Annotated in this window: 10 protein-coding genes; 8 read left to right on the forward strand and 2 right to left on the reverse strand. The window is 72.3% G+C overall.

Translation table 11 applies throughout. The annotated features are described in order from the left end of the window. A partial coding sequence (gene serC / locus AC3ETA_RS12545) for a phosphoserine transaminase (protein ID WP_432192929.1) occupies window positions 1-1,115 on the reverse strand: 1,115 nt, incomplete at its 3' end. 182 nt (window positions 1,116-1,297) lie between these two features. On the opposite strand from serC, the gene AC3ETA_RS12550 reads away from it, so the two are divergent. The 3 genes from AC3ETA_RS12550 (at window position 1,298) to AC3ETA_RS12560 (ending at window position 7,020) form a co-directional block, all read left to right on the forward strand. After that, window positions 1,298-4,333, forward strand: coding sequence for an FAD-binding and (Fe-S)-binding domain-containing protein (locus AC3ETA_RS12550; RefSeq protein ID WP_432192930.1), 3,036 nt, complete (start codon window positions 1,298-1,300; stop codon window positions 4,331-4,333). Window positions 4,334-4,642: 309 nt separating this feature from the next. After that, window positions 4,643-5,767 carry a lipid II:glycine glycyltransferase FemX gene (locus tag AC3ETA_RS12555; RefSeq protein ID WP_432192931.1) on the forward strand — a complete coding sequence of 375 codons (1,125 nt, stop codon included), beginning with the start codon at window positions 4,643-4,645 and terminating at the stop codon, window positions 5,765-5,767. 173 nt (window positions 5,768-5,940) lie between these two features. Further along, window positions 5,941-7,020, forward strand: a complete 1,080-nt coding sequence (locus AC3ETA_RS12560; protein WP_432192932.1) for an EamA family transporter — start codon at window positions 5,941-5,943, stop codon at window positions 7,018-7,020. A gap of 105 nt (window positions 7,021-7,125) precedes the next feature. Here AC3ETA_RS12560 and AC3ETA_RS12565 read toward each other — a convergent pair whose 3' ends face one another. Further along, window positions 7,126-7,311 carry a hypothetical protein gene (locus tag AC3ETA_RS12565; protein WP_432192933.1) on the reverse strand — a complete coding sequence of 62 codons (186 nt, stop codon included), beginning with the start codon at window positions 7,309-7,311 and terminating at the stop codon, window positions 7,126-7,128. Window positions 7,312-7,698: 387 nt separating this feature from the next. On the opposite strand from AC3ETA_RS12565, the gene AC3ETA_RS12570 reads away from it, so the two are divergent. The 5 genes from AC3ETA_RS12570 (at window position 7,699) to AC3ETA_RS12590 (ending at window position 14,845) form a co-directional block, all read left to right on the forward strand. Next, window positions 7,699-8,493, forward strand: coding sequence for a TIGR03084 family metal-binding protein (locus AC3ETA_RS12570; protein WP_432193084.1), 795 nt, complete (start codon window positions 7,699-7,701; stop codon window positions 8,491-8,493). After that, window positions 8,490-10,193, forward strand: a complete 1,704-nt coding sequence (locus AC3ETA_RS12575; protein ID WP_432192934.1) for an acyclic terpene utilization AtuA family protein — start codon at window positions 8,490-8,492, stop codon at window positions 10,191-10,193. The genes AC3ETA_RS12570 and AC3ETA_RS12575 overlap by 4 nt, the downstream gene beginning before the upstream one ends. Beyond that, window positions 10,190-11,788, forward strand: coding sequence for an acyl-CoA carboxylase subunit beta (locus AC3ETA_RS12580; protein WP_432192935.1), 1,599 nt, complete (start codon window positions 10,190-10,192; stop codon window positions 11,786-11,788). The genes AC3ETA_RS12575 and AC3ETA_RS12580 overlap by 4 nt, the downstream gene beginning before the upstream one ends. A 10-nt stretch (window positions 11,789-11,798) precedes the next feature. Beyond that, window positions 11,799-13,640 carry an acetyl/propionyl/methylcrotonyl-CoA carboxylase subunit alpha gene (locus tag AC3ETA_RS12585; RefSeq protein WP_432192936.1) on the forward strand — a complete coding sequence of 614 codons (1,842 nt, stop codon included), beginning with the start codon at window positions 11,799-11,801 and terminating at the stop codon, window positions 13,638-13,640. A gap of 68 nt (window positions 13,641-13,708) precedes the next feature. Next, window positions 13,709-14,845 carry an acyl-CoA dehydrogenase family protein gene (locus AC3ETA_RS12590; RefSeq protein ID WP_432192937.1) on the forward strand — a complete coding sequence of 379 codons (1,137 nt, stop codon included), beginning with the start codon at window positions 13,709-13,711 and terminating at the stop codon, window positions 14,843-14,845. Window positions 14,846-14,880 lie beyond the last annotated feature (35 nt).

Below are 14,880 nucleotides of genomic sequence, written 5' to 3' on the forward strand. Positions count from 1 at the left end.
AGCTTCTCGATCACGTAGTCCACGCACTTCGTCAGTGCCTCGATGTCCGCCGGGTCGATCGCCGGGAACATCGCCACGCGGAGCTGGTTGCGGCCGAGCTTGCGGTAGGGCTCGGTGTCGACGATGCCGTTGGCGCGGAGGACCTTGGCGACGGCCGCCGCGTCGACCTCGTCGGTGAAGTCGATCGTGCCGATGACCGCCGAGCGCTTGGCCGGGTCGGTGACGAACGGGTTGGCGTACTTGATGTCCTCGGCCCAGCCGTACAGCGTGCGGGCGGAGGTGGCCGTGCGGCGCACCGCCCAGTCCAGGCCGCCCTGGCCGTTGATCCACTCCAGCTGCTGGTTCAGCAGGAACAGGGTCGAGAGAGCCGGGGTGTTGTACGTCTGGTTCTTGCGGGAGTTGTCGATCGCCGTGGGGAGGCTGAAGAACTCCGGGATGTGGCGGCCGGACGCGTGGATGCGCTCGGCGCGCTCGATCGCGGCCGGGGAGAAGACGCCGATCCACAGGCCGCCGTCGGAGGCGAAGGACTTCTGCGGGGCGAAGTAGTAGACGTCCGTCTCGGAGACGTCGACCGGCAGGCCGCCGGCGCCCGAGGTGGCGTCGACCAGGACCAGCGCGCCCTCGTCGGCGCCGGCCACGCGCTTGATCGGCATGGCCACACCGGTGGACGTCTCGTTGTGGGTGAAGGCGTAGACGTCGACGCCCGTCTCGGCGACCGGCTCCGGGTGCGTGCCCGGGTCGCTGGTGATGACGTCGGGCTCGGCGAGCCACGGGGCGAGCTTGGCGGCCTTGGCGAACTTGGAGCTGAACTCACCGAAGGTGAGGTGCTGCGACTTGTTCTCGATCAGGCCGTGCGTCGCGATGTCCCAGAACGCGGTGGAGCCGCCGTTGCCGAGGATCACCTCGTAGCCGTCCGGCAGCTGGAACAGCTCGCGGATGCCCTCGCGCACCTGGCCGACCAGGTTCTTGACGGGTGCCTGGCGGTGGGAGGTACCGAGGAGGGAGGCTCCGGTCGCGGCCAGCGCGTCCAGCGCTTCCGTCCGCACCTTGGAGGGGCCCGCGCCGAAACGTCCGTCGGCGGGCTTGATGTCAGCGGGAATCTGGATCTCAGCCACGGGGTGAGGTTAGCCGTTTCGGGAAACCTGGGTGAAACCTCGTCCGTCGGGTGAGACGGCGTTTCGGCGGGCGTCGGACCTGGGGGCTGCCGCCCCCTGACCCCCGCTTCGGCCCGAAAGGTCCTCGTCCTCAAACGCCGGACGGGCTGATCGATTACCGGCCGGGCTGATTGAGTGGACGTATGTCGGAACTTGAGGCAGAGCTGCGCAAGGCCGTCCAGGGCGAGGTCAGGTTCGACGTCACCGCTCGGGCGTTGACGACGATGGACGCCTCCAACTACCGGCGAGTCCCACTCGGTGTGGTCGCACCACATGACGCCGATGACGTCGCCACCGTACTGAGGGTGTGTCGGGACCACATGGTGCCGGTGGTGGCACGGGGTGGCGGTACGTCGATCGCCGGGCAGGCCACGGGCACCGGCATCGTCCTGGACTTCACCCGGCACATGAACCGACTCGTGTCCCTGGACCCGGACACCCGCACCGCCGTGGTCCAGCCCGGCCTCGTCCTCGACCGGCTCCAGGAAGCCGCCGCCCCGCACGGCCTCCGCTTCGGACCCGACCCCTCCACGCACAGCCGCTGCACTCTCGGCGGCATGATCGGCAACAACTCCTGCGGCTCGCACTCGGTGGCCTGGGGCACCACCGCCGACAGCGTGCGGGAGCTGGACGTCATCAGCGCGCGCGGGGAGCGGCTGCGGCTCGGACAGGACTGGGCCGGCGCGCCGCAGGGGCTGCGGGAGCTGGTGGACGGGGAACTGGCCCGGCTGCGCACCGGCTTCCCCGAGCTGCCCCGCCGTATCTCCGGCTACGCGCTCGACGCGCTGCTGCCCGAGAAGGGCGCCGACGTCGCCCGTTCCTTCTGCGGCAGTGAGGGCACCCTGGGCATCCTCACCGAGGCCGTCGTACGGCTCGTCGAGGCGCCACGCGCGCGTGCGCTGGCCGTGCTGGGGTACGGCGACGAGAGCGCGGCCGCCGAGGCCGCCGCCGGGCTGCTGCCGTACGGGCCGCTGACCGTGGAGGGCATGGCCGCCGACCTGGTGCCCTCGGCGGAGCTGCTGCCCAGGGGCGGCGCCTGGCTGTTCGTCGAGACCGGCGGGGAGTCGGAGGCCGAGGCACGCGCGCGTGCGGAGGCGATCGTGCGGGCCGCCGACGTCGTCGGGTCGACGGTCGTCACCGACCCGGACGGGCAGCGGGCCCTGTGGCGCATCCGGGAGGACGCCAGCGGGACGGCGACCCGTTTGGCGGATGGTGGGGGCACCTCCCCGCTTGAGCGAAGCCGAAAGCTCGGGGGAGAGGCGTGGCCCGGCTGGGAGGACGCCAGCGGGATGGCGACCCGTTTGGCGGATGGTGGGGGCACCTCCCCGCTTGAGCGAAGCCGAAAGCCCGGGGGAGAGGCGTGGCCCGGCTGGGAGGACTGCGCGGTGCCGCCGCACCGGCTCGGGGCGTACCTGCGGGACTTCCGGGCGCTGCTGACCGCGCACGGGCTGCGCGGGACGCCGTACGGGCATTTCGGGGACGGCTGCATCCACGTCCGTATCGACTTCGACCTGCTGACGGAGAGCGGGGTCGCCGCTTTCCGGCGGTTCTCGCAGGAACTCGCCGAGGTCGTCGTGGCGCACGGCGGCTCGCTGTCCGGGGAGCACGGGGACGGGCAGGCACGTGCCGAGCTGCTGCCGAAGATGTACGGCCACGACATGGTCCGGCTCTTCGAACGGGCCAAGGGGGTGTGGGACCCCGACGACCTGCTCAACCCGGGGATGCTGGTGCGCCCGGCGCCCCTCGACACCAACCTCCGCTTCTCCGTCCTGCCCCGCGAGCCGGTGGACGTCGCGTTCGGCTACCCGGCCGACGGCGGCGACTTCTCGGCGGCCGTACGGCGCTGCGTCGGGGTCGCCAAGTGCCGTACGACATCGGCGGCGGGCCCGGCCGTCATGTGCCCGTCGTTCCGGGCGACCGGCGAGGAGGAGCACTCCACCCGCGGCCGTGCCCGGCTGCTGCACGAGATGCTCGCCGGGGAACTGGTGACCGACGGATGGCGCTCGACCGAGGTGCGTGACGCACTCGACCTGTGCCTGGGCTGCAAGGGCTGCCGGTCCGACTGCCCGGTCGAGGTCGACATGGCCACGTACAAGGCGGAGTTCCTGCACCACCACTACGAGGGCCGCAGGCGCCCGGCCGCGCACCACAGCATGGGCCGGCTGCCGCAGTGGCTGCGCCTCGTGGCACGCACGCGTACCGCCCCGCTGGTCAACGCCCTCGCCGCCGTACGGCCCTTTGCGTGGGTGGCGAAGCGGCTCGGCGGGATCGCGCCGGAGCGGGACATCCCGCGGCTGGCGGCACGGACGTTCAGCCGCTGGTGGGAGCGGCGGGAGAGGGCCCCCGTCGGCACCGGCGGCGACCTCGTCCTCCTGTGGCCGGACACCTTCACCGAACACCTGTCACCGTCCGTGGGGCAGGCGGCCGTACGGGTGCTGGAGGCGGCCGGGCTGCGGGTGGCGCTGCCGCCGACGGTGCGGTGGCGGACACCGTCCGGCGGCGGGGAGGGGGTGAGGGTGGCGATGGACCCGGTGTCGCTGGTGCGCGGCCGGGAGCGGGTGTGCTGCGGCCTGACGTACGTCTCCACGGGGCAGCTCGACCGGGCCCGCGCGGTGCTGCGGCGCACGCTCGACCTGATGGAGCCGGTGCTGGGGACGGCCGCGCCGGTCGTGGTCCTGGAGCCGAGCTGTGCCGCGGCCCTGCGCTCGGACCTGCCGGAACTGCTGCACGACGATCCCCGGGCCCGTCGGCTGGCCGACCGGGTTCTGACCTTCGCGGAGGCGTTGGAGCGGCTCGCACCCGACTGGACGCCGCCCCGCGTCGAACGGTCCGTGGTCGGCCAGACCCACTGCCACCAGCACGCGGTCCTGGGAGACACGCCCGACCGCCGCCTGCGCGAGGCCGCGGGACTGTCAGGGGAGCTGAGCGGTGGCTGCTGCGGCCTCGCGGGCAACTTCGGCTTCGAGAAGGGGCACTACGAGGTGTCGGTGGCGTGCGCGGAGGAACAGGTGCTGCCGGCGGTGCGGGGAGCGCAGGAAGGGGCTGTGGTGCTGGCGGACGGGTTCTCCTGCCGGACGCAGTTGGAGCAGTTGGCGGGGGTGCGGGGGCGGCATTTGGCGGAGGTGTTGGAGGAGGTGTTGGTGGAGGGGCTGGTGGAGGGGCTGGGGTCGTCTGGGTAGTTGGGGGTGGTGGGGGGTGGTTACGGGGGGTGACGGGGGGTGGTGACGGGGGTGACAGGGGTATCGGGGAGGGGGGACGGGGGGTGTGGTGGGTGCGGGTGAGTGGGGGCTGGTCGCGCAGGTCCCCGCGCCCCTGGGGACTGCATGGCCGTCGGCCAGGGGGTGTACGCCGATCGTGAGGGAGCCGCGCCTACGAGGTGAGGCCGTGCGGGGGCCCGCATAGGCTGGATGATCACCAGCTTGTTCGACCTCTGAGGTCGCGGCCGTCGACCCCGGCCGCCTCGCCCGGCACCGACAGGGAGCCCGCCCATGCCCCTCCTCCTCCGGCCCATCACCCGCGACGAGCATCTGGCCTTCGTCGCGGCACGCCCGTCCGCCAGCCACATGCAGGTCCCGTCCTGGGGCGACGTGAAGCCGGACTGGAGAGCGGAGAGCGTCGGCTGGTTCGACGAGGAGGGGCGCCTGACGGGCGCGGGGCTCGTGCTCTACCGGCCGCTGCCGAAGCTGAAGCGCTACCTGGCGTATCTGCCCGAGGGCCCGCTGATCGACTGGCACGCGCCCGACCTCGTGGAGCGGTGGCTGGAGCCGATGCTTGCGTACCTCAAGGGCCAGGGCGCCTTCTCCGTGAAGATGGGTCCGCCCGTCGTCGCGCGGCGCTGGAGCACCGAGGCGGTCAAGGCGGCCATCGCGGACCCGGCCGCCCGACGGCTGCGGGACGCGGAGCCGACGTCGTACGGACCGGGCGCCCAGGACATCGCCGACCGGCTGCGGCGGTCCGGCTGGCGGCAGACCGAACCCGGCGGCGAGGACGGCTTCGCCGCCGGCCAGCCGCGCTACGTCTGCCAGGTGCCGTTCGCCGGCCGGACGCCGGACGACATCCACCGCGGCCTCAACCAGCAGTGGCGGCGCAACATCAAGAAGGCCGAGAAGGCGGGCGTGAAGGTCGTGCAGGGCGGCTACGAGGACCTGCCCGTGTTCTACGACCTCTACGTCGAGACCGCCGAGCGCGACCGTTTCATCCCGCGCCCGCTGCCCTACTTCCAGCGCATGTTCACCGCCCTCACCGCCGAGCACCCCGACCGGATGCGGCTCTACCTCGCCCACCACGACGGCGACACCCTCGCCGCCGCCACGATGCTGACCGTGGGCGAGCACGTCTGGTACTCCTACGGCGCCTCCACCAGCCGCAAGCGCGAGGTCCAGCCCAACAACGCCATGCAGTGGCGCATGATGACCGACGCCCATGAACTCGGCGCCGCCGTCTACGACTTCCGAGGCATCACCGACACGCTGGAGGAGTCCGACCACCTGCTGGGCCTGCTGCGGTTCAAGGTGGGCGCCGGCGGTGAGGCGGTCGAGTACCTGGGGGAGTGGGACTTCCCGCTCAACCGGATGCTGCACAAGGCACTGGACTTGTACATGGCGCGCCGCTAGTCACCGCCGGCGCCACCACCACCCCACCCCGCCTTCGGGCCCTGCTGCGCCCGCCCGCCGGTCCACACTCTGGGACAGTGGCATAACAGGTTCACACACCTGACGGAGTCCACTACCCTGGACTCGGAAGTGCAGTGCGATGAACGAACCCGAGTCGAGCCCCTGGAACGCCCGTGAGCACCCCTGACGCCGCCGCCACGCCCTCACCGACCCTCACCCGGGCCGTCCCGGAGCCGTCGGCCGGTGCCCCGCGTCGCTGGGGTTCGCTCGGTCCCGTGGGCCTGGTGCTGGCCGGCGGGATCTCGGTGCAGTTCGGCGGCGCCCTCGCGGTCAGCCTGATGCCGCGGGCCGGTGCGCTCGGTGTGGTGGCGCTGCGGCTGCTGGTCGCGGCGATCGTTCTGCTGGTGGTCTGCCGTCCCCGGCTGCGCGGCCACTCCCGCACCGACTGGGGCACGGTGATCGTCTTCGGCATCACCATGGCCGCGATGAACGGCCTCTTCTACCAGTCGGTGGCCCGCATCCCCCTGGGTCCCGCGGTCACCCTGGAGGTCCTCGGCCCGCTCGCGCTCTCCGTCCTGAGCTCGCGCCGCGCCGTCAACTTCGTCTGGGCCGGACTGGCCCTCGCAGGCGTCTTCCTCCTCGGCGGCGGAGGCTTCGACAGCCTCGATCCCATAGGTGTCGTATTCGCCCTGGCTGCCGGCGCCATGTGGGCCGCCTACATAGTCTTCAGCGCCCGCACGGGACGACGCTTCCCCCAGGCCGACGGACTCGCCCTCGCGATGGCGGTGGGAGCCGTGCTGTTCCTGCCCCTGGGCATCGCCGAATCCGGTACGAAGCTCACCGACCCGGTGACCATCGGGCTGGGCGCGGCGGTGGCGATCCTCTCCTCGGTCCTGCCCTACACCCTCGAACTTCTCGCCCTGCGCCGACTGCCCGCGGCGACCTTCGCCATCCTGATGAGCCTGGAACCGGCCGTCGCCGCCACCGCTGGCTTCCTCATCCTCGACCAGGCCCTCTCCGCCCTGCAGGCCCTCGCCATCGCCCTGGTCATCGCGGCGAGCATGGGAGCGGTGCGGACCCAGGTGGGACGGGGCAAGGCGAAGCTCCCGGATGCCGAGCCCGCCGCGACAGCCGCCGCCGAGCCCGTCGCGGCAGCCGCCGCCGACTCCGTGGCGGCCGTCGGTTCCGCCGCTGCCGCCGGGGCTGCCGCCGTCGCCGAACCTGTTGCGGTCGCCGAGCCCGAGAACCGCTAGGCACGTTCCCGGGCCGGCACGTCGGCCGTCGCGCGGGGCGGGACCGGCGGCGGCTACCGGGTCACGCCGAAGCCCCGGGCTCCGGCGTCGCGACCGCGCCGTCGGCTACGCGGCCGCCCCAGCCCTCGGCGCCCCCTCACGCATCAGCAGATCCCGCACGACCGGACCGTGCCGGGAGCGCAGTCGGCTCAGTTCCCACAGGCCCACCGCGGTCACCGAGACCGGGGCGCCCGGCATCCGCCGTTCGGGTCGTAGGGCGGCTGCCCGCCCGGGTTCCGGTTGCTCATCCATGTGTCTCCCCCGACGTGGCCTGTGTGCGTGATCGACATGTGCCTGATCCCGATCCACATGTGCCTGATCCACATGTGCCCGATCCACATGTGAGCGGTGCACACTCGCAAGTGGCGCGAGCGCACTCGCGTCGAATTAATGCAAGCACGCTTGCTTGTTTTCCATCCCGCTGCCATGCTCCTCACCACGCCGCACTGCACCGCACCGCACCACGCCGCACCGCACCGCACCGCACCACACCACGCCGCACCGCACCACGCCGCACCACGCCGCACCGCACCACGCCGCACCGCACCACGCCGCACCGCACCACGCCGCACCACACCACGCCGCACCACACCACGCCGCACCACACCGCACACCGCCGTGCCCCGAGGGGAGCGCACCGTGTCCGATCCGACGCCCGTGTTCGACGATCTGCGCGAGGAGAGCGAGGAGCTCGAACGGCTCGTGGCCGATTCGAGCCCCGAGCAGTGGGCGCTCGCCACACCGGCCCCCGGCTGGACCGTCGCCCACCAGATCGCGCACCTCGCCTGGACGGACCACTCGGCGCTGCTGGCGGTGACCGACGTGCAGGCGTTCCACCAACTGGTGGAGGAGGCGCTGAAGTCGCCGGGGTCCTTCGTGGACAACGGCGCCGAGGAGGGCGCCGCGCTGCCGCCCGCCGAACTGCTGGCGCGGTGGCGGGAGGGACGGGTCGCCCTGGACACGGCGTTGCGCGAGGCCCCGCCCGGCATGAAGGTCCCCTGGTACGGCCCGCCCATGTCGACCGCCTCCATGGGTACGGCCCGGCTCATGGAGACCTGGGCCCACGGTCTGGACATCGCCGACGCACTCGGTGTGGTGCGCACACCCACCGACCGGCTCAGGCATGTGGTGTGGATCGGGGTACGCACGCGTGACTTCGCCTTCGGTGCGAACGGGCTCCCGACGCCGCTCGACGACTTCCGCATCGAACTCGTCGCACCTTCCGGCGAGTTGTGGACGTACGGCCCCGAGGACGCCTCGCAGCGGGTCACCGGCCCCGCGCTCGACTTCTGCCTCCTGGTCACCCAGCGCGCGCACCGCTCCGACCTCGCGCTGCGCGCCGAAGGCCCGGACGCCGACCGCTGGTTCGACATCGCCCAGGTCTTCGCCGGCCCACCCGGAGAGGGCCGCGCGCCGAAGGGGGCGACGCGGTGACGCGGCAACCCCGCCCGCTGCGCATCGGCAACGCCTCCGGCTTCTACGGCGACCGCTTCGACGCCATGCGCGAGATGCTCACCGGCGGCGAACTGGACGTCGTCACCGGCGACTACCTCGCCGAGCTCACCATGCTGATCCTCGGCCGCGACCGGCTGAAGGACCCCGGCGCCGGATACGCCCGCACCTTCCTGCGGCAGCTGGAGGAGTGCCTCGGCCTCGCCCGGGAGCGCGGCGTGCGGATCGTCGCCAACGCCGGCGGCCTCAACCCGGCCGGACTGGCGGACGCCGTACGGCAACTGGCCGACCGGCTCGGCCTGCCCGTGCGGGTCGCCCATGTGGAGGGCGACGACCTCACCGCCGCCAATCCCGGCAGCCTCGCCGCGCACGCCTACCTCGGCGGCTTCGGGATCGCCGCGTGTCTGCGGGAGGGCGCCGACGTCGTCGTCACCGGCCGGGTGACCGACGCGGCCCTCGTCACCGGACCGGCCGCCGCCCACTTCGGGTGGGGCCCCGGCGACCACGACCGGCTCGCGGGAGCCGTGGTCGCCGGACATGTGCTGGAGTGCGGGGCGCAGGCCACCGGCGGCAACTACGCCTTCTTCCACGAGGCTTCCGACAGAGGCGCCGATCTGCGGCGACCCGGCTTCCCGCTCGCCGAGCTGCACGAGGACGGCACCTGCGTCATCACCAAGCACCCCGGCACCGGCGGCTTCGTCGACGTCGGCACCGTCACCGCCCAGCTGCTGTACGAGACGGCGGGCGCCCGCTACGCCGGGCCGGACGTCACCGCCCGCCTGGACACCGTGCGGCTCACCCAGGACGGACCGGACCGCGTCCGTGTCGAGGGCGTGCGGGGCGAGGCTCCGCCGCCGACGCTCAAGGTCGGCGTCAACCGCCTCGGCGGCTTCCGCAACGAGGTCACCTTCGTGCTCACCGGCCTCGACATCGAGGCCAAGGCCGCCCTCGTGCGCGAGCAGCTGACCGACGCGCTCGCCAAGTCGCCGCCCGCCGAGGTCCGCTGGGACCTGGTGCGCACCGACCGGCCCGACGCCCCCAGCGAGGAGACGGCGAGCGCGCTGCTGCGGCTCGTCGTGCGCGACCCGTCCCAGGAGCCCGTCGGCCGGGCGCTGAGCGGCGCCGCGATCGAGCTGGCGCTCGCCGGCTACCCCGGTTTCCATGTGCTGGCCCCACCCGGAAAGGGCTCGCCCTATGGGGTCTTCGAGGATGTGTACGTCCCCCAAGGTGGCGTCGACCATGTGGCCGTCCTCCACGACGGACGCCGGATCCCTGTGCCGCCGGCCCACGACACCGTCGTACTCGATGAAGTGCCCGAGCCGCCACTGCCGCAGCCGCTGTCGCACGGGCCCACCAAGCGGGCCGCGCTCGGGCTCGTTGCGGGAGCCCGCAGCGGGGACAAGGGCGGGAACGCCAACGTCGGCGTCTGGGTGCGTTCGGACGACGCCTGGCGGTGGCTCGCCCATGAGCTCACGGTCGACCGGTTCCGGCAGCTGATCCCCGAGAGCCGCGAGTTGAAGGTCACCCGGCACGCCCTGCCCCACCTCCGCGCCCTCAACTTCGTCGTCGAAGGAATCCTCGGCGAGGGCGTCGCCGCCCAGCACCGCTTCGACCCGCAGGCCAAGGCCCTCGGCGAGTGGCTGCGCTCCCGCCACCTGGACATCCCGGAGATCCTGCTGTGACCGTGCTGCCGTCCACCCTGGACACCAACGGCTCCGACTACCGGGCCCATCGCGAGACCATGCTCACCAAGCTCGCCGAACTCGGCACCGAGCACGCCAAGGCCCTCGCCGGCGGCGGCCCCAAGTACGTCGAACGGCACCGGGGGCGCGGCAAGCTGCTCGCCCGCGAGCGCATCGAGCTGCTCCTCGACCCCGACACCCCGTTCCTGGAGCTGTCCCCGCTGGCGGCCTGGGGCAGCGACTACGCCGTCGGCGCGTCCCTCGTCACCGGCATCGGGACCGTCGAGGGCGTGGAGTGCCTGATCACCGCCAACGACCCGACCGTGCGCGGCGGGGCGAGCAACCCCTGGTCGCTGAAGAAGGCTTTGCGCGCGAACGACATCGCGCTCGTCAACCGGCTGCCGGTGATCAACCTCGTGGAGTCCGGCGGCGCCGACCTGCCGTCGCAGAAGGAGATCTTCATCCCCGGCGGCGCGATCTTCCGGGACCTGACGCGGCTGTCGGCGGCCGGGATCCCCACCGTCGCGGTCGTCTTCGGCAACTCGACGGCCGGCGGCGCGTACGTCCCCGGCATGTCCGACCACGTGATCATGGTCAAGGAGCGCGCCAAGGTGTTCCTCGGCGGCCCGCCCCTGGTGAAGATGGCGACCGGCGAGGAGAGCGACGACGAGTCCCTCGGCGGTGCGGAGATGCACGCGCGCGTGTCGGGTCTCGCGGACTACTTCGCCGTCGACGAACCGGACGCCCTGCGCCAGGCGCGACGCGTGGTCGCCCGCCTCAATCACCGCAAGGCGTACGGCGATCCGGGCCCGGCCGAGCCGCCCAAGTACGACGCCGAGGAGCTGCTCGGGATCGTGCCGGGCGACCTGCGCACCCCCTTCGACCCGCGTGAGGTCGTCGCCCGGATCGTCGACGCCTCCGACTTCGACGAGTTCAAGCCGATGTACGGCACCAGCCTGACCACCGGCTGGGCCTCCCTGCACGGCTATCCCATCGGCGTGCTCGCCAACGCCCAGGGAGTCCTGTTCAGCGAGGAGTCCCAGAAGGCCGCGCAGTTCATCCAGCTCGCCAACCAGCGCGACATCCCGCTGCTGTTCCTGCACAACACCACCGGCTACATGGTGGGCAGCCAGTACGAACAGGGCGGCATCATCAAGCACGGCGCGATGATGATCAACGCGGTCAGCAACAGCCGCGTGCCCCACCTCTCGGTCCTCATGGGCGCGTCCTACGGAGCCGGGCACTACGGCATGTGCGGCCGCGCCTACGACCCCCGCTTCCTGTTCGCGTGGCCCAGCGCCAAGTCCGCCGTCATGGGCCCGCAGCAGCTCGCCGGTGTCCTGTCGATCGTCGCCCGCCAGTCGGCCGCCGCGAAGGGGCAGCCGTACGACGAAGAGGGCGACGCGGCGCTGCGGGCGATGGTGGAGCAGCAGATCGAGTCCGAGTCCCTGCCGATGTTCCTGTCCGGGCGGCTGTACGACGACGGAGTCATCGACCCGCGCGACACCCGCACGGTCCTCGGCATGTGTCTGTCCGCCATCCACACCGCGCCCTACGAGGGCGCGCGCGGTGGCTTCGGCGTCTTCCGGATGTGAGGGACCACCAGTGATCACTTCTGTACTCGTGGCCAACCGGGGCGAGATCGCCTGCCGGGTCTTCCGCACCTGCCGTGAGTTGGGAATCCGGACGGTCGCCGTGCACTCGGACGCCGACGCGAACGCCCTCCACACGCGCGTGGCCGACACCGCGGTACGGCTGCCGGGGGCGGCGCCCTCCGACACGTATCTGCGCGGCGACCTGATCGTGAAGGCGGCGCTCGCCGCCGGCGCGGACGCCGTGCACCCCGGCTACGGCTTCCTCTCCGAGAACCCCGGCTTCGCCCGCGCGGTCCTCGACGCCGGACTCACCTGGATCGGGCCGGCCCCGGAGGCGATCGAGGCGATGGCGTCCAAGACGCGCGCCAAGGAACTGATGGGCGTCCAGCCGCTGCGCGAGGTCACCGAGGCCGACCTGCCGGTCCTGGTGAAGGCGGCCGCGGGCGGCGGCGGACGCGGCATGCGCGTCGTACGGCGACTCGCCGACCTGGACGCCGAACTCCAGGCCGCGCGCGCCGAGGCCCACAGCGCCTTCGGCGACGGCGAGGTCTTCGTCGAGCCCTACCTGGAGGACGGCCGGCACGTCGAGGTGCAGATCCTCGCCGACACCCACGGCACCGTCTGGGCCCTCGGCACCCGTGACTGCTCCCTCCAGCGCCGCCACCAGAAGGTGATCGAGGAGGCCCCGGCACCGGGCCTGACCCCCGAACTCACCGACTCCCTGTACGAGATGGCGGTACGCGCCGCGCGGGCCGTCGGCTACGTCGGCGCGGGCACCGTCGAGTTCCTCGTCGCCGGCGACACCGCGCACTTCCTGGAGATGAACACCCGCCTGCAGGTCGAACACCCCGTCACCGAGGCCGTGTACGGCGTCGACCTGGTCGCCCTGCAGCTCCGCGTCGCCGAAGGACACGCCCTCGACGACGAACCGCCACACGCGCGTGGCCACGCCGTCGAGGCCCGCCTGTACGCCGAGGACCCGGCCCGCGACTGGGCCCCGCAGACCGGCACCCTGCACCGCCTCGCCGTCCCCGCCGGCATCCGCCTCGACACCGGCTTCACCGACGGCGACGAGATCGGCGTCCACTACGACCCGATGCTCGCCAAGGCCGTCGCCCACGCCCCCACGCGCGCGGAGGCGATCCGCGCCCTCGCCGGCGCCCTGGCCCGCGCCGCCGTCCACGGCCCGCCCACCAACCGCGACCTCCTGGTGAACTCCCTGCGGCACAAGGAGTTCACGACCGCCCGCATGGACACCGGCTTCTACGACCGCCACCTCACCGAACTCACCGAGCCGGCCCCCGACCCGCACGCCCCCCTCGCCGCGGCCCTCGCCGACACCCACGCCCGCTCCCGCTTCGGCGGCTTCCGCAACGTCCCCTCCCGGCCCCAGACCAAGCGCTACCTGATGGCCGGCGAGGAGACCGAGGTCCACTACCGCCACACCCGCACGGGCCTGGAGGCCGACGGAGTGCGCGTGGTACACGCGGGCGCCGCCCTGGTCGTACTCGAAGTGGACGGCGTACGAAGGAACTTCGAGGTCGCGAGATACGGCGACGAGATCCACGTCAACACCACCCGCCTGACGGCGCTGCCCCGCTTCCCCGACCCGACGGCCCAGCACGCGCCGGGCTCGCTGCTCGCACCGATGCCGGGAACGGTGGTGCGCGTGGCCGAGGGCCTGACGGAGGGATCGGCCGTAGAGGCCGGTCAGCCCCTCCTGTGGCTGGAGGCGATGAAGATGGAACACAAGATCACAGCGCCGTCCTCGGGAACGCTGAGCGCCCTGCACGCCGTACCTGGCCAGCAGGTGACGGTCGGCGCCTTGCTGGCGGTAGTGCAAGAAGCCTAGGGGCGCGGGGCTGTATCAATGTGCGGCTGCCGCCGCGTGAGCGCGACCAGCCACGACGAAGGAGTCACATGGCCACGATCGAAACCGAAGAACACAAGGCCCTACGATCCGCGGTAGCCGCCCTCGGCAAACGCCACGGCCGCACCTACGAGCGCGAGGCCCTCTGGACCGAGGCCGCCAAACTCGGCTACCTCGGCGTCAACCTGCCGGAGGCGTACGGCGGCGGAGGCGGCGGCATAGCCGAACTCTCCATCGTCCTCGAAGAACTCGGCGCCGCGGGCTGCCCCCTGCTGATGATGGTCGTGTCCCCGGCGATCTGCGGCACGGTCATCGCCCGCTTCGGCACCGAGGCACAGAAACAGGAGTGGCTCCCCGGCCTCGCCGACGGCACCCGCACCATGGCCTTCGGCATCACCGAACCCGACGCCGGCTCCAACAGCCACCGCATCACCACCACCGCCCGCCGTGACCCGGACACCGGGGACTGGCTGCTGACCGGCCGCAAAGTGTTCATCTCCGGCGTGGACATCGCCGACGCCACCCTCATCGTCGGCCGCACCGAGGACGCCCGCACCGGCAATCTCAAGCCCTGCCTGTTCATGGTCCCGCGCGACGCCGAAGGCTTCACGCGCCGCCAGATCGACATGGAACTCAGCGCCGCCGAGAAGCAGTTCGAGCTGACCCTCGACGACGTACGGCTCCCCGCCGACGCCCTCGTCGGCGACGAGGACGCGGGACTCCTCCAGCTCTTCGCCGGCCTCAACCCCGAACGCATCATGACGGCCGCCTTCGCGATCGGCATGGGCCGCTACGCCCTCGCCCGCGCCGTCGAGTACGCCCGCGACCGCACCGTCTGGAAGGCCCCCATCGGCGCCCACCAGGCCATCGCGCACCCCCTGGCGCAGGCGCACATCGACCTGGAACTGGCCCGCCTGATGATGCAGAAAGCGGCCCACCTCTACGACGCCGGGGACGACGCCGGCGCGGGCGAGGCCGCCAACATGGCCAAGTACGCGGCCGGGGAGGCCTGTGTGAAGGCCGTCGACCAGGCCGTGCACACCCTCGGCGGGAACGGCCTCACGCGCGAATTCGGGCTCGCTTCGTTGATAACCGCGGCACGCGTCTCTCGTATTGCTCCGGTGAGCCGGGAGATGATTCTCAACTACGTCTCCCACCAGACCCTGGGCCTGCCCAAGTCGTACTGACCGCGCCCGTCCGGCGCCGTGTCGCGAGGAGGAAC

The organism is Streptomyces sp. bgisy027, from assembly GCF_057710365.1.